Source organism: Burkholderia sp. 8Y (assembly GCF_902506145.1).
Classification (GTDB): Bacteria; Pseudomonadota; Gammaproteobacteria; order Burkholderiales; family Burkholderiaceae; genus Caballeronia.
In genome coordinates this window covers 510,664-531,601 of the sequence record NZ_LR733520.1, presented here as the reverse complement: position 1 = coordinate 531,601, position 20,938 = coordinate 510,664, and the positions used below count along the sequence as shown (strand labels likewise).

At 66.5% G+C, this 20,938-nt stretch carries 22 protein-coding genes, 1 other RNA gene and 1 riboswitch; of the genes, 10 read left to right on the top strand and 13 right to left on the bottom strand.

The features are described 5' to 3' along the window. Nucleotides 1–1,473 (bottom strand): cobyric acid synthase, encoded by a 1,473-nt coding sequence (locus tag GV035_RS13055; RefSeq protein WP_159835501.1) that lies wholly within the window; start codon nt 1,471–1,473, stop codon nt 1–3. A gap of 56 nt (nt 1,474–1,529) precedes the next feature. On the opposite strand from GV035_RS13055, the gene cobU reads away from it, so the two are divergent. From cobU to GV035_RS13035, 4 genes are all read left to right on the top strand, one after another. Next, entirely contained in the window at nt 1,530–2,078 is a 549-nt protein-coding gene (gene cobU / locus GV035_RS13050; protein WP_159835500.1) for a bifunctional adenosylcobinamide kinase/adenosylcobinamide-phosphate guanylyltransferase, read from the top strand. A 13-nt stretch (nt 2,079–2,091) separates the two neighbouring features. After that, entirely contained in the window at nt 2,092–3,033 is a 942-nt protein-coding gene (cbiB, locus tag GV035_RS13045) for an adenosylcobinamide-phosphate synthase CbiB (RefSeq protein ID WP_159835499.1), read from the top strand. Then, complete coding sequence (cobD, locus tag GV035_RS13040) at nt 3,026–4,021, top strand: threonine-phosphate decarboxylase CobD (RefSeq protein WP_159835498.1); 996 nt, start codon at nt 3,026–3,028, stop codon at nt 4,019–4,021. The genes cbiB and cobD overlap by 8 nt, the downstream gene beginning before the upstream one ends. Nucleotides 4,022–4,359: 338 nt before the next feature. Continuing rightward, on the top strand, nt 4,360–5,262 hold the full coding sequence (locus tag GV035_RS13035; protein ID WP_159835497.1) for a cobalamin-binding protein: 903 nt from the start codon (nt 4,360–4,362) through the stop codon (nt 5,260–5,262). A gap of 110 nt (nt 5,263–5,372) precedes the next feature. Here the strand turns inward: GV035_RS13035 and GV035_RS13030 are convergent, their stop codons facing one another. From GV035_RS13030 to GV035_RS13000, 7 genes are read right to left on the bottom strand one after another with little or no spacing between them, the layout of a single operon-like run. Beyond that, nucleotides 5,373–5,690, bottom strand: a complete 318-nt coding sequence (locus GV035_RS13030) for a histidine phosphatase family protein (protein WP_236572596.1) — start codon at nt 5,688–5,690, stop codon at nt 5,373–5,375. A gap of 12 nt (nt 5,691–5,702) precedes the next feature. Continuing rightward, nucleotides 5,703–6,272, bottom strand: coding sequence for an alpha-ribazole phosphatase family protein (cobC, locus tag GV035_RS13025; RefSeq protein WP_159835496.1), 570 nt, complete (start codon nt 6,270–6,272; stop codon nt 5,703–5,705). Further along, complete coding sequence (locus GV035_RS13020) at nt 6,257–7,018, bottom strand: adenosylcobinamide-GDP ribazoletransferase (protein WP_159835495.1); 762 nt, start codon at nt 7,016–7,018, stop codon at nt 6,257–6,259. Before GV035_RS13020 ends, cobC begins: the two co-directional genes overlap by 16 nt. A gap of 1 nt (nt 7,019) precedes the next feature. Further along, a complete protein-coding gene (cobT, locus tag GV035_RS13015) occupies nt 7,020–8,072 on the bottom strand; it encodes a nicotinate-nucleotide--dimethylbenzimidazole phosphoribosyltransferase (protein ID WP_159835494.1) in 1,053 nt (350 codons plus the stop codon). A gap of 12 nt (nt 8,073–8,084) precedes the next feature. Beyond that, nucleotides 8,085–8,864 (bottom strand): ABC transporter ATP-binding protein, encoded by a 780-nt coding sequence (locus GV035_RS13010; RefSeq protein ID WP_159835493.1) that lies wholly within the window; start codon nt 8,862–8,864, stop codon nt 8,085–8,087. Further along, nucleotides 8,861–9,859 (bottom strand): FecCD family ABC transporter permease, encoded by a 999-nt coding sequence (locus GV035_RS13005; protein ID WP_159837874.1) that lies wholly within the window; start codon nt 9,857–9,859, stop codon nt 8,861–8,863. Before GV035_RS13005 ends, GV035_RS13010 begins: the two co-directional genes overlap by 4 nt. Before the next feature lie 35 nt (nt 9,860–9,894). Further along, the gene (locus GV035_RS13000; RefSeq protein WP_159835492.1) at nt 9,895–11,766 is read right to left on the bottom strand and encodes a TonB-dependent receptor domain-containing protein; all 1,872 of its coding nucleotides are present in this window, start codon (nt 11,764–11,766) and stop codon (nt 9,895–9,897) included. Nucleotides 11,767–11,851: 85 nt separating this feature from the next. Next, a riboswitch (cobalamin riboswitch) is annotated at nt 11,852–12,146 on the bottom strand. 226 nt (nt 12,147–12,372) lie between these two features. Between GV035_RS13000 and GV035_RS12995 the strand changes: the two genes are divergently transcribed. The 5 genes from GV035_RS12995 to GV035_RS12975 all read left to right on the top strand — a co-directional run bounded on the left by GV035_RS12995 (nt 12,373) and on the right by GV035_RS12975 (nt 14,737). Then, on the top strand, nt 12,373–12,762 hold the full coding sequence (locus tag GV035_RS12995) for an ATPase (RefSeq protein WP_159835491.1): 390 nt from the start codon (nt 12,373–12,375) through the stop codon (nt 12,760–12,762). After that, complete coding sequence (locus tag GV035_RS12990; protein ID WP_159835490.1) at nt 12,759–13,073, top strand: cell division protein ZapA; 315 nt, start codon at nt 12,759–12,761, stop codon at nt 13,071–13,073. Before GV035_RS12995 ends, GV035_RS12990 begins: the two co-directional genes overlap by 4 nt. Before the next feature lie 105 nt (nt 13,074–13,178). Beyond that, nucleotides 13,179–13,361: non-coding RNA, 6S RNA (ssrS, locus tag GV035_RS12985), on the top strand. A gap of 109 nt (nt 13,362–13,470) precedes the next feature. Beyond that, a complete protein-coding gene (locus GV035_RS12980; protein ID WP_159835489.1) occupies nt 13,471–13,941 on the top strand; it encodes an EVE domain-containing protein in 471 nt (156 codons plus the stop codon). Between the two features lie 64 nt (nt 13,942–14,005). After that, nucleotides 14,006–14,737 carry an SIMPL domain-containing protein gene (locus GV035_RS12975; RefSeq protein ID WP_442859557.1) on the top strand — a complete coding sequence of 244 codons (732 nt, stop codon included), beginning with the start codon at nt 14,006–14,008 and terminating at the stop codon, nt 14,735–14,737. Nucleotides 14,738–14,778: 41 nt separating this feature from the next. Here the strand turns inward: GV035_RS12975 and lgt are convergent, their stop codons facing one another. Together lgt and GV035_RS12965 are read right to left on the bottom strand one after the other, a co-directional pair. Continuing rightward, nucleotides 14,779–15,675 carry a prolipoprotein diacylglyceryl transferase gene (gene lgt, locus GV035_RS12970; RefSeq protein ID WP_159835488.1) on the bottom strand — a complete coding sequence of 299 codons (897 nt, stop codon included), beginning with the start codon at nt 15,673–15,675 and terminating at the stop codon, nt 14,779–14,781. A gap of 46 nt (nt 15,676–15,721) precedes the next feature. Then, nucleotides 15,722–16,678 (bottom strand): LysR family transcriptional regulator, encoded by a 957-nt coding sequence (locus tag GV035_RS12965; RefSeq protein WP_159835487.1) that lies wholly within the window; start codon nt 16,676–16,678, stop codon nt 15,722–15,724. A gap of 105 nt (nt 16,679–16,783) precedes the next feature. Between GV035_RS12965 and ilvD the strand changes: the two genes are divergently transcribed. Continuing rightward, nucleotides 16,784–18,457, top strand: a complete 1,674-nt coding sequence (gene ilvD / locus GV035_RS12960) for a dihydroxy-acid dehydratase (RefSeq protein WP_159835486.1) — start codon at nt 16,784–16,786, stop codon at nt 18,455–18,457. A 79-nt stretch (nt 18,458–18,536) separates the two neighbouring features. Here the strand turns inward: ilvD and GV035_RS12955 are convergent, their stop codons facing one another. The 3 genes from GV035_RS12955 to GV035_RS12945 all read right to left on the bottom strand — a co-directional run bounded on the left by GV035_RS12955 (nt 18,537) and on the right by GV035_RS12945 (nt 20,923). After that, complete coding sequence (locus GV035_RS12955; protein WP_159835485.1) at nt 18,537–18,887, bottom strand: DUF2486 family protein; 351 nt, start codon at nt 18,885–18,887, stop codon at nt 18,537–18,539. 70 nt (nt 18,888–18,957) lie between these two features. After that, nucleotides 18,958–19,374, bottom strand: a complete 417-nt coding sequence (locus tag GV035_RS12950; protein WP_159835484.1) for a DNA polymerase III subunit chi — start codon at nt 19,372–19,374, stop codon at nt 18,958–18,960. Nucleotides 19,375–19,381: 7 nt separating this feature from the next. Continuing rightward, nucleotides 19,382–20,923, bottom strand: coding sequence for a leucyl aminopeptidase (locus GV035_RS12945; protein ID WP_159835483.1), 1,542 nt, complete (start codon nt 20,921–20,923; stop codon nt 19,382–19,384). Between the last annotated feature and the right edge of the window lie 15 nt (nt 20,924–20,938).

The window sequence follows — 20,938 nt, the reverse complement described above, 5'->3', positions numbered from 1 at the left end:
TCAGGCGAACGACGCCGCGAGCGCGTCCAGATCGAGCGACTGCGCGAACGCATCCGCGAGGCGCTCCAGCGACGCCTCGCGCAGCGCCGGATAGTCGAGCGGCGCGGCATCGTCGACGCCCGCCCACGCGAGCAGCGCCGCGCAGGCTTCGGGCGTATCGAAGACGCCGTGCAGATACGTCGCGGCGATCTGTCCATCGTTGGACACCGCGCCATCGACGCGCCCCGAATCCAGCGCGACCAGCGGCCGGTCGAGCGCCGCGCCGTTCGTGCGGCCCATGTGAATCTCGTACCCGCGCACGCTCGCCGATGCCGAGCCGATCAACAAGCGCCCGCTCACGTTCTCCAGTTGCTTGTTCGGCGTGAGCACGGTGTACAGATCGAGCAGACCGAGACCCGCGACGCGCCCCGCCGCGCCTTCGACGCCATCGGGATCGTCGATGTCGCGACCGAGCATCTGCATGCCGCCGCAGATGCCGAGCACCTTGCCGCCGTACCGAAGATGCCGCGTGATCGCGCGGTCCCAGCCGTGCTCGCGCAGCCACGCGAGGTCGCGCTGCACGTTCTTCGAGCCCGGCAGCACGATCAGATCCGCCGGCGGCGGCCCGACGCCCGCGCGCACATAGGCGAAATCGACCTGAGGATGCGCACGCAGCGCATCGAAGTCCGTGTGATTGCTGATGCGCGGCAACGCGGGCACGATCACCTTCAGCGTGGCGCCTTCGCCCGGCGTCCGGGAATCACGCGGCAGCATGTCTTCGGCATCCAGCGTAAGACCGTGCAGGTACGGCAGCACGCCGAGGACCGGCTTGCCGGTCTGCGCTTCGAGCCAGTCGAGCCCCGGCTTCAGAAGCCCGATATCGCCGCGAAAGCGGTTGATGACCAAGCCCCGCACGCGCGCGCGCTCGCTCTCCGACAGACAGGCGAGCGTGCCGACGAGGTGCGCGAACACGCCGCCGCGATCGATATCGGCCACCAGCACGACCGGGCAATCGACGCGTTCCGCAAAGCCCATGTTCGCGATATCGCGGTCGCGCAGGTTGATCTCGGCGGGGCTGCCCGCGCCTTCGACGATCACCGCGTCGAAGTCCGCCTGCAAGCGCGCGTAGGACTGCAACACGGCATCGAACGCCTGGCTCTTGTAGGCGTGATAAGCGCGTGCGTCGAGATTGGCGTGCGCGTGGCCGTGGATGATGACCTGCGCGCCGCGATCGCTCGTCGGCTTGAGCAGCACCGGATTGAAGTCGATGCGCGCCGGCACGCCCGCCGCGATCGCCTGCAGCGCCTGCGCGCGGCCGATTTCGCCGCCGTCGATCGTCACTGCGCTGTTGAGCGCCATGTTCTGCGGCTTGAACGGCGCGACCTTCACGCCGCCGCGCCGCGCGAGACGGCAGAGGCCCGCGACGAGCGTGCTCTTGCCGGCATCGGACGTGGTGCCCTGAATCATCAACGTGCCGCGCGGGGTGAAGGGCATCGGAGGATTCCCATGAAGAACGACGCGCTATCTTAGCCCGTCAGTACAATATTGCGATGATCCCCGACCTCACGTTCATCCTCGGCGGCGCCCGCTCCGGCAAGAGCGCCTGCGCCGAGCGCCTCGCCGAGGCAAGCGGCCTGCCCGTCACCTATATCGCGACGGCGCGCATCGGCGATGCGGAGTTCGCCGAGCGAGTGCAGCATCATCGGACGCGCCGGCCCGCGCACTGGACGCTTGTCGAAGCGCCGCTCGATCTCGCGGGCGCGTTGCGCGAAGCGGACCGCGCGGGACACTGCGTGCTGATCGACTGTCTCACGCTCTGGCTTGCGAATTTGCTCTGTCCGCCGGACGCCTCATTCGACGAAGCCGCCACCCTTCCCCGCACCGCCATCGAAGCATTCGACGCCTTCGACCGCGCCCTCGCCGATGCGCGCGGCAAGGTCATCGTCGTGAGCAACGAAATCGGACTCGGCGTGGTCCCGCTCGGCTCGGTCACGCGCCTTTACGTGGACGAACTCGGCCGCCTGAATCAGCGCGTCGCGGCGGCGAGCACGCGCGCCACGCTGATGGTTGCGGGCCTGCCGCTCGTCCTCAAAGGCTGAAGGACCGACCGTCATGCTCCTTCTTTCCGTCTACGCGATGGCGCTCCTCGCCGTGCTCGGCGTGATCGTCGATCGCATTGTCGGCGAGCCGCGCGGGCGGCATCCGCTCGTCGCATTCGGCCAGTTCGCGACGAAGCTCGAAGCGCGGCTGAACACCGGGCATCGCGCGCGGCCAGCGGGGATTCTCGCGTGGATCGCCGCCGTCGCGCCGCCGGTTTGCATCGCGTGGTTCGTGGTGAGCGTGCTGCCATTCGCGTATGCGTGCGTCGTGCATGTGACGCTGCTGTGGTTCGCGCTCGGCGCGACGAGCCTGCGCCAACACATCGCGCCGATTGCGCGGGCGCTCAGTCTCGGCGATATCGACGGCGCGCGCACGCTCACCTCGCGCATCGTGTCGCGCGATACGTCGCAGGCGGACGAGCTGGCGCTGTCGCGCGCGGCGGTCGAATCGGCGTTGGAAAACGGCAACGACGCGATTTTCGGCGCGCTGTTCTGGTTCGCGATTGCGGGCGGCCCCGGCGCGCTCGCGTTCCGGCTCGCGAACACGCTCGACGCGATGTGGGGCTATCGCACGCCGCGCTATCTGCGCTTCGGCTGGGCGGCCGCGCGCTTCGACGACGTGCTGAACTTCATTCCCGCGCGCCTCACGGCGGCCAGCTACGCGCTCGCGGGCGATACCGGCATGGCGTGGCACTGCTGGCGCACGCAGGCGCGCTCGTGGGACAGCCCGAACGCCGGCCCCGTGATGGCGGCGGGCGCGGGCAGCCTGAACGTGCTGGTCGGCGGCGCGGCGGTCTATCACGGCGTGCTCGAAGCGCGGCCGACGCTCGGCGCGGGTCACAATGCGACGCCCCGGCATATCGTCGCGGCGTTGCGGCTCATCGACCGCTCGGTGCTGCTGTGGCTCGCGGTGTTTCTGATTCTCGCCATCTTGAGTGTGACGACGAATGCCTGATCCGATCCCGCACGGCGGCAATCTGCGCGAAGCCGCGCGCCGCTATTCGATTCCGCTCGACGACTGGCTCGACCTTTCGACGGGCATCAATCCGCGCGGCTATCCGGTGCCGCCCGTGCCGCCCGACGCCTGGCGGCGCCTGCCCGAAGACGACGACGGTCTCGCCGATTGCGCCGCGCGCTATTACGGCGCGCCGCTCGCGCTGCCGGTGGCGGGCTCGCAAGCGGCGATCCGCGCGCTGCCCTTGTGTTTGAAGCGCGGCACGGTCGGCATCGCGCCGCTCACCTACGGCGAATACGCGCCGGCGTTCGTGCGCGGCGGTCATCGCGTCGTGCCGCTCGATATCGCGTGGACGACGTTGCCCGCCTCGCTCGACCATGTGATCGTCGCCAATCCGAATAATCCGACCGCCGAGCGGCTCGACCGCGAAACGCTCTTGCGCTGGCTCGCGCAGCTTGCAGCGCGCGCAGGCACGCTGATCGTCGATGAAGCTTTCGCCGACGCCGATCCCGCGTCCTCTCTTTCTGGCGAAACCAGCCGCGAAGGACTCATCGTGCTGCGTTCGGTCGGCAAGTTCTTCGGGCTGGCGGGCATCCGCGCGGGCTTCGTGCTGGCCGCGCCCGCGCTGCTCGACGCGCTGCGCGCCGAGCAAGGCGCGTGGACCGTCGGCGGACCGGCGCGGCATGCGGTCATGGCGGCGTTTGCGGATCGCGCGTGGCAGGCCGAGACGCGCGAGCGTTTGCATCGCGACGGCGCGCGGCTTGCCGCGATGATCGCGCGACACGGCTTCGACGTGCGCGCCACGCCGCTTTTCGCCTGGACGCCGACGCCGCGCGCGCCCGCGCTGCAGCACGAACTGGCGACGCGCGGCATCTGGACGCGGCTCTTTGACCGGGCCGATATGACGCCGAGCCTGCGCATCGGTTTGCCGGGGACCGAGGGCGACTGGGGGAGGCTCGAACGGGCGCTCGCGGAGAGTGCGGGATGAAATGGAGCTTGGGTTATTGCGCATGCGTCGCCGTGTTTGCGATGGATCGGGGTCACGCGTCGCTGATGCTGCCCGCGCTCACGGAGATCAACGCATGAAAGCGCGCACATGGAGTTTGCGTCTCTCCGCATGCGCTGTCGTCTCCGCGATAAGTCAGGTGCACGCGTCGCTGACCGTCATTGACGACACAGGCGCATCTGTGACCCTGTCCGCGCCTGCGAAGATTAACCCATGAAGACACGTACAAGGAGCCTGCGTCTCGCCGCATGTCTCGCCGTCTCCGCGATAATCAACGCCCACGCGTCGCTGACGCTGCCCGCGCTCACGGAGATCAACGCATGAAGGCGTGCATATCGAGTTTGCGTCTCGCCGCGTGCGCCGCCGTCTTCGCGATAAACCACGCCCACGCGTCGCTGACCGTCACCGACGACACCGGCGCTTCCGTGACCCTGCCCGCGCCCGCGACGCGCGTCGTGAGCCTCGCGCCGCACGTCACCGAGTTGCTGTACGCGGCGGGCGGCGGCGCGCGCATCGTCGGGACCGTGAGCTATAGCGACTATCCGAAAGAAGCGCAGTCGATCCCGCGCGTCGGCGACAACAAGGCGCTCGATCTGGAGCGAATCGTCGCGCTGCATCCGGATCTGATCGTCGTGTGGCGGCACGGCAATGCAGCGCGTCAGACGGATAAGCTCAAGGCGCTCGGCATTCCGCTCTTTTTCAGCGAGCCGAAGCACCTCGCCGATATTCCCGCGAGCATCGACAGGCTCGGCGCGCTACTCGGCACCGACGACACGGCGCGCGCCGCATCGACGGCATTCACGCGCGATATCGCCGCCCTGCGCGCGCACTACGCGCAACTGCCGCCGGTGCGCGTGTTCTATCAGGTCTGGGATGATCCGTTGATGACGCTCAATCGCGACAACGTGTTCAGCGAAGTGATCGGGCTATGCGGCGGCGCGAACGTCTTCGCTGCTGAAGCGCCGCGCGTGCCGACCGTCTCGACCGAAGCCGTGCTCGCCGCGAATCCGGAAGCCATCGTCACTGCGACGCCCGGCGCGACCCGGCCCGACCGCCCGTTGCCCGCGCTCGACCGATGGAAGCAATGGACGTCGATGACGGCGGTTGCGCGTGGCAATCTCTTCGGCATCGACGGCGATCTGATTAATCGCCCGACGCCGCGTCTCGCGCTCGGCGCGGCGCAGCTTTGCCGCGATCTGGATGTCGCACGCAAGCGGCGTTGATGCGGAGCCAGACCGTCGACCTTCGGCTTAGGTGCGGAACGTCCGCGTGACCGGCGCAAGTCCATGACGCGACCGCGATGCACGGAGGCTGAGTCCACGCGGCCAACGCCCTAAGCGTTCCACCGCACGAGCGCCCAAGCCGTGCCAAAAGGACGCAACTGCACGATCCCACCGAACGCGAGCGGCCATTGCAGCGCGCTCGCCCGATCCACGCGCAGAAGATGCGCCGCGAGCACCCGCACACAGCCGTCATGTGAGACCACATGGCCAACGCGGTACGCATTCCACCGCACGAGCGCCCACGCCGTATCGAAACAACGCAACTGCGCGATCCCGCCGAACGCGAGCGGCCATTGCAAGACGCTCGCCCGATCCACGCGAAGCATACGCGCCGCGAACACGCGCACCGAGCCGGCATGTGAGACCACGCGGCCAACGCCCTAAGCATTCCACCGCACGAGCGCCCACACCGTATCGACACGACGAAGCTGCACGATCCCGCCGAATGCGAGCGGCCATTGCAGCGCGCTTGCCCCATCCACGCGCAGAAGATGCGCCGCGAGCACACGCACGACGCCCGCGTGCGCGATCACGTGCACCGCGTCCGATGCGCTGGAACACGTCTCGTCGAACCAGCCCGTCACGCGCTCGCTAAATTGCGCGAGACTCTCGCCGCCGTGCGGCCGCGCGTGCTCGACATCCGCCGCCCAGGCGTCGATGAGCGCGCGATCGATATCGTTCCACGCGCGTCCTTCCCATGCGCCGAAGTACAATTCGGCGAGCCGCGCGTCGATGCGGGCCGCCCCGAGCGCCTCGGCAAGCGACGCGCATCGGCGCAGCGGACTCGTGTGCCATCCATCGACGCAAGCGGGAACGTCGAGCACGCGCAGACGCGCGTCGAGCTCAAGCGCCGACGCCTGTGCATCACGCGCGAGCGGCACATCGGTTTGCCCGTAGCAGACGCCTTCATCGACAGCAACGGCCGGGTGACGAATCAGTACGAGGTCCATGCGAGCCCGGCGAGATAGATCGCGATTTCGAAGACTTGCTGCGCGCAGCCGAGGCAATCGCCCGTATAACCGCCGATGCGCCGCACGAAGTAGCGCCCCACGATCACGCGCAGCATCGCGAGGACGGCAATCGCAACGCAGGCGAATTGCCAGCCGATGCAAAAGAGCCACGGCAAGCCGAAGAGCATCGCGATCAAGAAGGACGTCACGCTCATGCGCTGCGCAACCGGCTTGGCCTTGCCTTCGGCGCGCACGTAGTCGAGCGTGAGGAGATAGCTAATCGCAAACGTGCGGCTTGCGGCGTGCGCGGCGATCATCAGAAATCCTGCGCGTATCGGCGGCAACGCGGCGAGGCTCTGCCACTTGAGCGCGAGCGCGATGACGAGCGCAATGGCCCCGAATGCGCCGATGCGCAAATCGTGCATGATGCGCAGCACGTCGTCGCGCGAGTAGCCGCCGCCGAACGCATCGGCGCAATCGGCAAGGCCGTCTTCGTGGAATGCGCCGGTGAGGATGAGCGTCGCGGCCATCGAAAGCAGCACCGCGATGCCTGCCGGAAACATACGCAACGCCACGAGATAAACGAGCGCCGCGACGCCGCCGACCATCGCGCCGACGAGCGGAAAATAGCGCGCCGCCGCGTTCAGATAGTCGCGCTCGAAGCCGACCCAGCGCGGCACCGGCACGCGCGTGAAATAGCCGAGCGCAGTGAAAAAATAGCGCAGTTCGTCGAGCGGACGGTTCATGTCAGACGTGCTTGTTCGAGACGCCGGCCGAATCGAAGCTCGCCATTTCGTCGACGAACGCGACCGCCGCGCGCACGATCGGCAGCGCGAGCGCCGCGCCGGTGCCTTCGCCCAACCGCATGTCGAGTTGCAGGAGCGGCGCGGCGTTGAAATGCGCGAGCATGCGCTGATGCCCCGCTTCGTTCGACGCATGCGCGAACACGCAGTACTCGCGCACGTCCGGTGCGATCCGCGACGCGACGAGCAGCGCCGACGTCGCGATAAAGCCATCCACGAGAATTGTCATGCGCGCTTCTGCCGCCGCGAGATACGCGCCCGTCATCATCGCGATCTCGAAGCCGCCAAAGGTGGCGAGCGTGTCGATGGCGTCGCCGCTCGCCGCATGCGATGCCAGCGCGCGCCCGAGCACATCGCGTTTGTGCGCGAGGCCGCGATCGTCGAGGCCCGTGCCGCGTCCGACGCATTCGTCGATCGGCAGCGCGCACAGGCGGCTCATCAGACACGCCGCCGCCGACGTGTTCGCGATGCCCATTTCGCCGAAGCCGATCACGTTCGTTCCGAGCGACGCGTGATGGCGCACGCACGCAGCGCCCCGCGCGATGCCTTCGAGCGCCGTCTCGCGCGACATCGCCGCTTCGTGCGCGAAGTTGCGCGTGCCGAGGCCGAGCGACAGCCGCTCGTAACCGTGGTCGATCGGAATGGGCGTGGCCACGCCCGCATCCACCACTTCGAGCGCCATGCCGACCGAGCGCGACAACGCGTTGATCGCCGCGCCGCCCGCCAGAAAGTTCGCGACCATCTGCGCGGTCACTTCCTGCGGATACGGGCTCACGCCTTCAGCCGCGACGCCGTGATCGCCCGCGAACACGATCATCGCGGGACGTTCGATGCGCGGCTTCGTCGTCTGCTGGATCAGCCCTATTTGCAGCGCGAGCGTTTCGAGCCGGCCGAGGCTGCCGGGCGGCTTCGTCTTCATGTCGATGATGCGGCGCATTGCCGGTTCGATGCTGCGATCGAGCGCGCGCGGCAGCGGCAAGTCGTGGGCGGTGGACATCGGCGTTCCTCGTCAGAAAAAGTGAAGCGAAGGCACGAGCGCCTCATGCTCGCCATCGCGGATCAATACCAGCGGATAGCCGAACGCCGCGCTTGCACGCGCAGGCGTGAGCACGTCGGCGACGCGGCCCACATGCGCGCCGCCCTTGCCGTCGAGCAGCAGCGCGTGCGTCGCGAAGCGGCGCGCGAGATTCAGGTCGTGGCAAGAAAAGACGACGGCGCGGCCTTCGTCGCGCGCGGCGGCGGCTAGTGCATGCAGACAGTCGATCTGATGATGCAGGTCCAGATGCGCGAGCGGTTCGTCGAGCAGCAACAGCGGCGCTTGCTGGCACAGCGCGGCGGCCAGCGCCACGCGTTGCCGTTCGCCGCCCGACAACGTGAGCACGTCGCGCGAAGCCAGCGCAGCGAGACCGAGCGCGGCCAGCGCGGCGTGCGCGGCGGCGCGGTCGTCGTCGCTTTCCCAGCCCCAGCCGGTCAGATACGGAAAGCGGTTGAGCAGCACGGTGTCGAGCACGGTCGCGCTGAAGGCGTCGTGCGTGCTTTGCGGCATCAGCGCGCGTTCGCGGGCGAGGTCCGCCGCGCGCCACGATGCGAGCGCGCGGCCACCGAGCGTGATCGCGCCCGACGCCGGTTTCGCGAGTCCCGCCAGCACGCCGATGAGCGTGGTCTTGCCCGCGCCGTTCGGCCCGGCGATACACCACATTTCGCCCGCCGCGATGGTCGCGTCGAGACCATCGACGAGCGTCCGGGCGCCCGCGCGCAAGACGAGGTTGTGCAGAGTGAGCGGCTTCATCGCGGCCTTCGCAGTAGCATCCACAGGAACATCGGCACGCCGGTCAGCGCGGTCACGACGCCCACCGGCAACTGCGCCGGCGCGATGACCGTGCGCGCGGCGAGGTCCGCGCTCATCACGGCGAGGCCGCCCGCGAGCGCGGCGGCGGGCACGAGCATGCGCTGATCGTTGCCGAACGCGAGGCGCAGAAGATGCGGCACCACGAGCCCGACGAAGCCGATGGTTCCCGCCGTCGTCACCGCAGCCGCCGCCGCGAGCGATGCCACCAGATACACGCAGAGCCGCAGGCGTTCGACCGGCACCCCGAGCGAGCGCGCCGTGGCCTCGCCGCGCAGGAGCACGTTCAGTTGCGGCGCGCACGGCACGATGACGGCGAGCGCCACGCCGAGCGCGATCATCGCGGGCCAGGGCGTCGATGCGCCGTTGAGGTCGCCGGTGAGCCAGAAGATCATGCCGCGCAGCCGGTTCTCCGGCGCGATGCTGAGTATCAGCGTGATGAGCGCGCCCCAGCCCGCCGCGATCACGACGCCCGTGAGCAGAAGCCTTGGCGATGCATCCTGCTCGCCGTGCCACACATGCGTGCGCGCAAGCCCGAGCACGAGAACGATGGATGCGAGCGCGCCCGCGCACGCGGCGAGATCGACGCCCCACCACGGCATCGACGCGAGCATCGCGGTGAGCGCGAACGCAGCCGCGCCGCCCGATACGCCGAGCACGTACGGTTCGGCGAGCGGATTGCGCAGCAGCACTTGCAGCAGCGCACCGGCAAGCGCCAGCAGCGCGCCCGACGCGAAGCCCGCGAGCGCGCGCGGCAGTCGCAGGTTCAGCACGATTTCATCGGCGATATCGGGCGTGGCGGCGTGCGCGTGCAAAAGCGCGGCGATGGCGCGCGACGGCGGCAAAGCAACGCTTCCGAGCGCGAGCGAAGCGGCCAGCACGGCGGCGGCCGCCGCGCCCAGAGCAAGCCAGATCAAGGCGGCGCGGCTTGCGTTCATCGCCTTGATCGGACGGCGCCCGTCAGCGGCACGGCTCACGACGGATGCCAGCCGAGCGTGACGTACGCGCCTCGACGCGGCGTGTTGTACGAGTAAGCCAGTTCATAGTTCCGGTCGAACAGGTTGTCGATGCGCGCATTCACGTACCACGACTTCGTGATGTCGTACTGCGCGGAAAGATTGACGACGCCGTAGCCCGCGAGCGTCGAGTCGTAGTCGCTGCGCGCGCCGCTCACGATCCACTCGCCGCCCACGCGCCAGCGCCCGACCGACCGATGCGCCGACAGCGACGCGAAGCGCCGTGCGCGCCGCGTGAGGTCCTCGTGATTCGTCTCGTCGACGGGATTCTGGAACGTCACGCTCGCGCGCACGTCGGTTGCGCCCACGCGACCCGCCCACGATCCCTCGACGCCCTGCACCTTCGCGCGCCCCACGTTCTGCGCGACGTAGAAGCCGCTGCTGTCGCCCACGTAATCGATCAGATTCGAATAGCGCGTCTCGAACGCCGTCACGCGCACCACGCCAATATCGCTCGACGTGTACTGCAACGCGGCCTCGGCCGAATGGCTGCGCTCCGGCTGGATCGACGGATTGCCGCTGAACGGGTAGTAGAGATCGTCGAAGCTCGGCGCGCGAAACGCCGCCGCGTAGCTCGCGCTCGCGCGCCAGTGCGCGTCGAAGTTGTACGCGTAGCCCAGATAGTAGCTGTTCGCGCCGCCGAAGTCGGAATACTGGTCGTGGCGCACGTTGGCCTGCACTTCGCTCGGACCGAAGCGGCCGACATAGCCTGCGAACACCGAGTTCACATGCCGGTCCGGCGCGCTGAACTGGTCGGAGTCGAGCGACTGGTCGAGATGCTCGTAGCCGAAGACGAGCTTGTGCGCGTCCGTGAGCCGGAAGTCGTTCTGCCACAGATACTGATGATTCTCCGAGTCGAAGCGGCTCGTGTAGACGCCGTTCTGCTCGATGTTCGCGCGGTCCTGCCCTTGCACGACGGTGAAATGCGTCGTCCAGTTCTCGGTCAGCTTGCCGTTCGCGAACACCGACGCGGAACGCACGCGATCATGCGATTCGTTGATATCCGTCGGCACGCCGTAGGGATCGTCGAAACTGTTGATGCCGTTCGATTGCAGAAAGCGCACGCCCGCGTCCCACTTGTCGCTGAACTTATGCCGCAGCGTCGCGGCCACGCTTTCGTTCAGATAGCCGTTCGCGTTCGGATTCGCGGCGGGCGCGAGCGCGGGATTGATCGACGAGAAGCCGTCGGTCTTTTCGCGCGACACGTTCAGGCTGAACGTGGTGCGGCCATCGGCGTCGAGGGCGCCGTCCACGCCCGCCGATTGCCGCTGCGTGTGATAGCTGCCGTACTCGGCTTCGAAGTGAAAGCGCGGCGGATGCGGCTCGCCCTCCTTCGTGAAGACCTGCACGACGCCGCCGATTGCATTCGATCCATACAGCGCCGACACGTTGCCGTTGACCACTTCCACGCGTCCGATTTCATCGAGCATGAGTTGCGACAACTGCGCCGCGCCGAGCGAGACCGATTCGACGCGCACGCCGTCGATCAGCACCAGCGATTGCGCCGACGACGCGCCGCGCAGAAAGACGCCCGAGGTCGAGCCCGGCCCGCCGTTGCGCGTGATCTGCACGCCGGGCGCGAGCGCGATGAGTCCGAGCACGTCGTCCGCGTTGCTGTCGGCGATGTCCTGCGCGTCGAAAAGCGTCGCCTGCGGGATCGAATTGGCGAGCGGTTGCGCGCTGCGCGTCGCGGTCACGACGACGGGCGCGAGGGTTTGCGGCGTCGAATCGGAATCGGCGTGCGCGGCCTGAGCAAGCGGCGCGCTGGCGGCGGCGAACAGGACGACGCGCGCCGCGCGACGAACGAGGCCGGACGAAGGCAAGACCATGTGTGAAGCGTTCCCGTTGGAGACTGGCGCGTGCCCCGCTCCCCGCGAGGTCTGTGCGCGACGCACGCGCCGCCTGGTGAAGCATCGGCGCGCTGGACGATTGGCCGGTATCCGGGCTGACGACGCATCGTCCCGCCTTCCCGCGCTTGAAGCGCAGTGGCGCCGACACGTTTCTTGCAGTCGCGTCTCTGATGGCAAACGACCACGGAGCAACGAGAAGAAACGCGCGAGGGACGACTTGCAACTTGCGTTGCGGTCGCTTACCGTTGCGGGGGCAGCACAGGTTGGCGCGTGTCGCTCATGCGAGACAACGCTTCCTGTTTCCCGTTTGACTGCGCCGCAAGAAAGGCGGCGCGAGCACCAAAAGTGCGGCAAGTGTAGGAGCGCGCATGGGGGCCGTCAAGAACGCGCGCGCCGGATGCTCGCGAGGTTCGAACGGCCACTTTGCGTCGCCTGCCGCGCATGCGGACACGCCGCGCCGTCATTCCACACATGAATACCCGGCGATGCGCGCAAGATCGCGTGTTGTTACGTCTCGAAACGAGACATTTATCGGAAGCTCCGTTGAACCGCGCTAAAATGCCAGGTCTTTAGAGGACGCAGCACATGCTCAACGAACTCGAATCACTGTCAGGAAACATTGGCCGGCTGATCAAGATCAGCGAGCGCCACAATCAGGCGCGTGTCGCGCTCGAAGCACAAATCGAACAACTGCGTGCCGATTACGCGAGCATTCAGGCCGAGCTCGTGCAAGTGCGCAACGAGCGCGATGCGCTGCAAGGCGAACGCGACTCGCTGTCCGCGAAGATCGACGATGCGCAAGTGCGCCTTAACGCGATCCTCGAAAAGCTGCCGCGCGCCAAAGCGCATCATGCCGAGAGCGATAATCAGCTCGATCTTCTCAACGCCGAAGCCAGCGCATCGCGCGAAGCGCAGCACGAACATGCGCACGCAGAGGAAATGCACGGCGAGCATCATCAAGGAGAGAAGGCATGACGACCACGCAGATCGAAGTATCCATTCTCGGCCAGCAGTATCGCCTCGCGTGCTCGCCGGAGACCGAAGCCGCGCTGCGGGAAGCCGTGGCCCGCGTCGATGCCGAAATGAACAAGGTGCGCAACGCAAGCAGCGTGCGCGGCACAGACCGAATCGCGGTAATGGCCGCGCTTTCACTGGCGTCCGAATTGCTGAGGCTGCAGGAAAGCGTGCGCCACGGTGAAGCATTTCCCGCCGAAGAGATCCGCCGCACGATGCACTCGATGAACGAGCAGCTCGGCGCCGTCATCGCGCAATACGAAGCGCACTGACCGTCATGCGCTGATCTAATCAGCGTCGCGGTGTCAATCAAAAAAAGATACCGCGAGAAACGCAGGCAAGGGGCTGCATTGGGCAAACGATTGGTGTACAGTGAGGTCTCCCTGCCTGGTACGCCAAGGTCATATATTCCTTGAACCAATGCTACATTGGCACGGTTGCGGAACGTTGCAGCACGGGCGCGCGCGTCACTCTGTCTGATGTACCCGAAGTGTTGCTTACCGCGACCAATCTTGAACCCAGGTTCAGGATGCCGGCCTAGCGGCTGAGGCGGGGACCTTATTTTTGGAAGTATCGACGGCATCGGTTTTTACCGGTGCCGTTTTCATTTGCATCGCCCGAACCGGCACGGGCACTCACTCCTGCACGCACACTCACGCACGCGAACTCATGCGCTACTGGCTGATGAAGTCCGAACCGGACGAAGCGAGCATCGATCATCTCGCGCACGCGCCCAAGAATACGCTGCCGTGGACCGGCGTGCGCAACTATCAGGCGCGCAACTTCATGCGCGACCAGATGCAGATCGGCGACGGCGTGCTCTTCTATCATTCGAGCTGCCCCGAGCCGGGCATCGCGGGCATCGCGAAGGTGTGCTCGACGGCGTATGCCGATCCCACGCAGTTCGATCCGAAGAGCGTCTATCACGATCCTAAATCCACGCAGGAAACACCGCGCTGGATGCTTGTCGATGTCTGCTTCGTCAAGAAGACGCGGCTCATTGCCCTCGCCGAACTGCGCGAACATGCGGAACTCACGGGAATGCAGGTGCTCGCGCGTGGCAATCGGCTGTCGATCACGCCTGTCACCGAGGACGAGTGGCGCTTTATTACCGAACGCCTCCTCCAGAGCAGGAACTAAGGGCTCGAACCGCCCGCCTAAGTGCGGTCGCGAATCACGCGACGCCTTGCGTTGGAGCCCTTCGATGATGAACAAGAAAACCGCCGCCGCCGCCCTCGCCCTCGCGATGTCGAGCGCGACGCTCGCCTATTCCGCCACCGCTGCCGCGCAGACGATCATCGCCAATCCGCAGCCTGCGGGCGTGCTCTCGCTTTCGGCGCAGGCGAGCGCGCAAGTGCCGCAGGATGTCGTCACGATCACGCTGTTTCACGAGCAGGAAGCCGCCGATCCTTCGTCGCTCACCGCGACGCTCAATCAGCGCGCCGAAGCCGCTCTGCGCGAAGCCAAAGGCGTCGATGGCGTGACCGCGAAAAGCGGCTCCTTTTCCGTGTATCCGTCGACCGACCGCGACGGCAAGATTTCCGCATGGCGCGGACGCACGGAAGTCGTGCTCGAATCGCACGACTTCGCGGCGGCCTCGAAGCTCGCGGGCAAGATGAGCGCGTCGATGCAGGTCGGCAACGTCACGTTCTCACTGTCGCCGGAAGCGCAGCGCGCCGCGGAGCAAAAGCTCTCGACGCAGGCCATCGATTCGTTCCGTAAGCAGGCGCAAGCCGCCTCGCAGGCGTTCGGCTACAGCAGCTATTCGATTCGTGAGGTGAACGTCGGACATAGCGGCGTGGCACCGCGTCCGGTGATGATGATGCAGTCGCGCGCAATGAGCGCCGACGCCAAGATGGCCGCGCCGATGGCGCTGGAAGCCGGCACGACGACCGTGACCGTCGATGTATCCGGCTCCGTGCAGATGGGCCGCTGATCGCTGACTTTGCGGGACCGCAATCGCGGCCCATCGCGCGCTCAAGCCGCGTTCGCCGCCACGCGACGATGCCGCTTGTACGCCCACACCATCATGATGACGCCCACGACGATCATCGGCAGCGAAAGCCACTGGCCCATCGAGAGGCCGAGCGCGAGCAGGCCGAGATAGTCGTCCGGTTCGCGCGCGAATTCCACCGTGAAGCGCGCGAGTCCATAGCCGATCAGAAAGAGCGCGGAAATGGCGCCGACCGGACGCGGCTTGCGCGAAAACGTCCAGATCACGATGAACAGCACGATGCCTTCGAGCGCGATCTCATACAACTGCGACGGATGGCGCGGCAGCATGTGATAACGCTGGAAGATTTCCGTCAGATGCCACTGCGCGTCCAGTTGCGGGTTCTTCGCGAGCCAGATGGCGTCGTCGTTGGTCGAATTCTGGAACAGCATCGCCCAGGGCGCGGCAGGGTCGGTCACACGGCCCCACAATTCGCCGTTGATGAAGTTGCCAAGACGCCCCGCCGCGAGCCCGAGCGGCACCATCGGCGCGACGAAATCCGTCACTTGCAGCCACGTGCGCCTGCGCTGATACGCGAACAGCACCATCGCGAAGGTCACGCCGAGAAAGCCGCCGTGAAACGACATGCCGCCTTCCCACACCTTGAAGATATCGAGCGGATGCGCGGCGTAATAGCTCGCCTTGTAGAAAAGCACATAGCCGATGCGCCCGCCGAGAATCGTGCCGAGTACGCCATAAAACAGCATGTCGTCGATGTCCTTCGCGCTCCAGCCTTGCGCGGCGACATACGGCAGTCGCAGCCGCAACCGGCCGATGACGATGGCCGAAATGAACGCGACCAGATACATGAGGCCGTACCAGCGCACGGCGAGCGGTCCGAGATGAATCGCGACGGGATCGAAATTGGGGTGAATGAGCATCGTTGAGTTCTAGAGCAAAGCGGAGTCGAGCGGAGTCAGGCACGAATCATAAAGCAGAGACGGCGGCGGCCCGCGCACGCACGATCTCGATGAAGCCGGCGAGCACCGGGCTCACCTCGGCCGCGCGCCACACGAGGCCGGTTTCGACGACCGGCGCATCGGCGACCGGCCGCAACGGACGATACACCACGCCCGTGCGCCGCAAATGCCGCAGCGACTGCGGCACGAGCGCGACGCCCATGCCGGCGGACACGAGGCTCACGATGGTCTGCATCTGGATCGCCTCCTGCCCGATGCGCGGCGTGAGCCCCGCCGCGCCGTAGCAGCCCATAATGATGTCATACAAACCCGGCGCGAGACGCCTCGGAAACACGACGAGCGGCGCGGCGGCGAGATCGCGCAGATCGACGCTCGTGTCGGCCCATTCCGCCGTGCCCTGCTGCAACCGCTCGGCGGCATCCGCGGACATCGCGACGACGAGCGGCTCGCGCGCAATCGCGTGATACGACAGCGACATGGCGTGGCGCGGCGGCAGCGGCGGAATGACGAGCCCCGCGTCGATGCGCCCGGCGACGAGTTCTTCGATCTGCACGTCGCTCGTCGCTTCGGTCAGTTGCAGGCGCACGCCGGGATAACGCGCGCCGAAATCGCGCAGCAGCGCGGGCAAGAGGCCGTAATCGGCGGTGGAAACGAACGCGAGCGACAGCACGCCCGCCTCGCCGCGCGAAAGCGATTGCGCGAGCGGACGCAGCGCGTCGGCGGCGGCGAGAATGCGCCGCACTTCCGGCAGCAGATCCTTGCCGACCGGCGTCAATTCGACCGTGCGCTTGGTGCGCGCGAAAAGCGCCACGCCGAGGGCGTCTTCGAGCGCGCGAATCGCCTGGGAAAGCGGCGGCTGCGTCATCGCCAAACGCGCGGCGGCGCGGCCGAAGTGCATCTCTTCGGCCACGGTCACGAAGTAGCGCAGCAGACGCAGTTCGATCGGCGCGTTTCGCTCGTCCATCGATACTTTCTCCGACCTAATAGACCCTGAATAATATATTGGACAGGCACAAGACGACGCTGCATTCTTGCGCCACTAGACAAAAGAATCTTCAAGGAGCCCCACATGGCCTTCAATCGCCGCTCGAAAAACATTACGCAGGGCGTCGCGCGCTCGCCCAACCGTTCGATGTATTACGCCCTCGGCTACAAGGAGGAGGATTTCGACAAGCCGATGATCGGCGTCGCGAATGGCCACTCCACCATCACGCCGTGCAACGCGGGCCTGCAGCGCCTTGCCGACGCGGCCATCGAAGCCATCAGAAAGTCCGACGCGAATCCGCAGATCTTCGGCACGCCGACGATTTCCGACGGCATGTCGATGGGCACGGAAGGCATGAAGTACTCGCTCGTGTCGCGTGAAGTGATCGCGGACTGTATCGAGACGGCCGTGCAGGGTCAGTGGATGGACGGCGTCGTCGTGATCGGCGGCTGCGACAAGAACATGCCGGGCGGCATGATCGGCCTCGCGCGCATGAACGTGCCGGGCATCTACGTGTACGGCGGCACCATCCGTCCGGGCAACTGGAAGGGCAAGGACCTGACCATCGTGTCGTCGTTCGAGGCAGTCGGCGAGTTCACTGCGGGCCGTATGTCGGAAGAGGACTTCAAGGGCGTCGAGAAGAACGCGTGCCCGTCCACCGGCTCGTGCGGCGGCATGTACACGGCCAACACGATGAGCTCGTCGTTCGAGGCGCTCGGCATGTCGCTCATGTATTCGTCGACGATGGCGAACCCCGACGAGGAAAAGGTCGTCTCCGCCGCCGAATCGGCGCGCGTGCTGGTCGAAGCGGTCAAGAAAGATCTGAAGCCGCGCGACATCATCACGAAGAAGTCGATTGAAAACGCGGTCGCGCTGATCATGGCGACGGGCGGCTCGACCAACGCCGTGCTGCACTATCTCGCCATCGCGCATGCGGCGGAAGTGGAATGGAGCATCGACGACTTCGAGCGCATGCGCAAGAAAGTGCCGGTCATCTGCGACCTGAAGCCTTCCGGCCAGTATGTCGCGACGGATCTGCACAAGGCCGGCGGCATCCCGCAAGTGATGAAGATTCTGCTCGACGCGGGTCTCCTGCACGGCGACTGCATCACGATCACCGGCCGCACGCTCGCCGAAGAGCTGAAGGACGTGCCGAGTAAGCCGCGTGCCGATCAAAAGGTCATCTACCCGATCGAGCAGGCGCTCTACAAGGAAGGCCACCTCGCGATTCTGCGCGGCAATCTCGCGGAAGACGGCGCGGTGGCGAAGATCACTGGCCTCAAGAACCCGGTCATCACCGGCCCGGCGCGCGTGTTCGACGACGAGCAAACCGCAATGGAAGCGATTCTCGCCGACAAGATCAAGGCGGGCGATGTCGTCGTGCTGCGCTATCTCGGCCCGCAAGGCGGCCCGGGCATGCCGGAGATGCTGGCGCCGACTTCGGCGATCATCGGCAAGGGGCTGGGCGAATCGGTCGGCCTCATCACCGACGGGCGCTTCTCGGGCGGCACGTGGGGCATGGTGGTCGGCCACGTCGCGCCGGAAGCGTTCGCGGGCGGCACGATTGCGCTCGTGCAGGAAGGCGATTCCATCACCATCGACGCGCACAAGCTGCTGCTGCAACTGAACGTGGACGACGCCGAGATCGCGCGCCGCCGCGCCGCATGGAAGAAGCCCGCGCCGAAGTACACGCGCGGCGTGCTGGCGAAGTTCGCGGCGCTCGCGCTGCCGGCCAATCGCGGGGCTGTGACGGGCTGAAGACGGTAGACGGTTTGCTGCGATAAAACCAAAAGGGGCGCTCGATGCGCCCCTTTCTTCGTGAACGCCGACGTGCGGCTTAACCCCCGCGCTGCCGCTTCAACTCTTCCTCGACCGCCACGGCGACCCACTCGCGCATGTGGCTTTCCAGCGCCAGCGACACTTCGCGCGTGATGTCCTGCACCATTTTCGCCGAGTGCTCGCGCAGCACGTCCTGACAGCGCGCCTCGATGATCGCGCGCGCATCGCCGCTCAGGAATTGCGTGACACGGCCCTGCAGCCGTTCGCCGACGAGCTGCGCTTCGTAGGCGGCCGCCGCGTCGTTGACGCCCGCGACGCGCGCGAACTCCGGCTTGCCGGGCACGACGACATCGGTGAGAACGGGAATGGACGAATCGAAGGATTCGGGCGTGTGCGTGTTGTCAGTCATGATGTCGGGTTGTCTGTCAGTGGTCTCCATGCGCCGATGCTAACGCGCCGTGCGGACACGCACTGTTCGGTCAACCGCCTTGCTTGTGCGTTTCGATGGCGTAGCCGCGATCGCGATAGAAGCGAAAACGCTCGCGCCCGGCGGCGAGTTCCTCGGCATCGTCGCCGATGATTTCCACCAGACGCTCGAAGCGCGCGAATTGCGCGGGCACCGGCGCGCCCAGATTCACGAGCACCTGATGATGCGGCACGTCGTCGAGATCGGAGGCGAGCACGACCGGCGTTTCGTGCGCGAGCGCGCTCTTCGCCATGCAGTGCGGCACGAACTCGAGCGGTGCGAAGGTCCACAACTGTTCGTCGAACGCGGCGAGGCGCTCGGCTTGCGCAAGCACGACGAGCGAACGCCCGCTCGCATACGCCTTGCGCGCGAGGCGGCAGGCGTAGGCGAGCGGATCGCCGACGTTCGTATGAAAGTCGATGCGCGTCATATCGCGCTCATTGCCCCGCGCGGTCGATCAGGAACTGCGAGAGCAGCGGCACCGGACGTCCCGTCGCGCCCTTCGCCGCCCCGCTCTTCCACGCGGTCCCGGCGATATCCAGATGCGCCCACGGATAGTTCTGCGCAAAGCGCGACAGGAAGCACGCCGCCGTCACGCTGCCGGCCGGACGCCCGCCGATGTTCGCGACATCCGCGAAATTCGACTTGAGCTGATCCTGATACTCCTCGTCGAGCGGCAGACGCCACGCCGGATCGACCGCCTCGCGCGATGCGTCGAGCAGTTCGCCCGCGAGCGCGTCGTCCTTCGAGAAGAGACCCGTGTTGTGATGACCGAGCGCGATGATGCACGCGCCCGTCAGCGTGGCGATGTCGATCACCGCGGCGGGCTTGAAGCGTTCAGCGTAGGTGAGCGCATCGCACAGGATCAGGCGGCCTTCGGCGTCCGTGTTCAGCACTTCGATGGTCGTGCCGTTCATCGCGGTCACGATATCGCCCGGCTTGAGCGCGTTGCCCGCCGGCATGTTCTCGCAGGTCGGCACGATACCGACGACGTTCAGCTTCAATCCCATTTCCGCGATGGCGCGCATGGTGCCGAACACCGACCCCGCGCCGCACATGTCGTACTTCATCTCGTCCATCGCCTCGCCGGGCTTGATGGAGATGCCGCCCGAATCGAACGTGATGCCCTTGCCCACGAGCACGACCGGCGCGTTCTTGTTCTTCGCCTTGCCCGACTCGGCGACGCTCGCACCCGCGCCCTGATACTGCATGACGATGAACTGCGGCGGCTGCACCGAACCCTTCGCCACGGAAAGGAACGAGCCCATGTTGAGCGCCTCGATCTGCTTCATGCCGAGCACGTCCACTTTCAGCTTCCAGTCGCGGCCGAGCTTCTTCGCGGTCTGGCCGAGATAGGTCGGCGTGCAGACATTCGGCGGCAGGTTGCCGAGGTCGCGCGTCAGGTCCATGCCGTTCGCAATCGCAATGCTCTGCTTGATCGCGGTGCGCGCGGCCTTTTCGTCCGCCGGGTCGATGCTGAACACGATCTTCTTCAGCGAGCGCGCGCCGTTGTCCGGCTTGCTCTTCATCTGCGTGAACTTGTAGGTGAGCTCACGCAGCGCGAGAATGCCGGCGCGCACCGCCCAGTCGCCGCTGCGCTCCTGAATGGGCAGTTGCGCGAGCGTGAACGTGACCTGCGCGATCTTCGTGCCGAGAATCACGCGCCACGCCGCGCGCACGGCTTCGCCATAAGCTTTCTGATTGAAGGCGTCTTGCTTCCCGAGTCCGACGAGCAGCACGCGCGCGGCTCCGATGCCCGTGACTTCCGGCACCATCAGCGTGGTGCCCGCGCGGCCGCTCATGTCGCCCGCCTTGACCATGCGCGAAATCAGGCCCTTCGTCGCAAGATCCATCGCGCGCGCCGCGCCCGTGAGCGTCTGTGCTTCGAACACGCCGAGCACTACAACATCGGCCTTCCCCGTCAGGAAACCATTTGCCTCGCCTTTGCTCCAATCACAGGCTTTTATGCTAAAGTCCATCGCGCTTATCCTCGG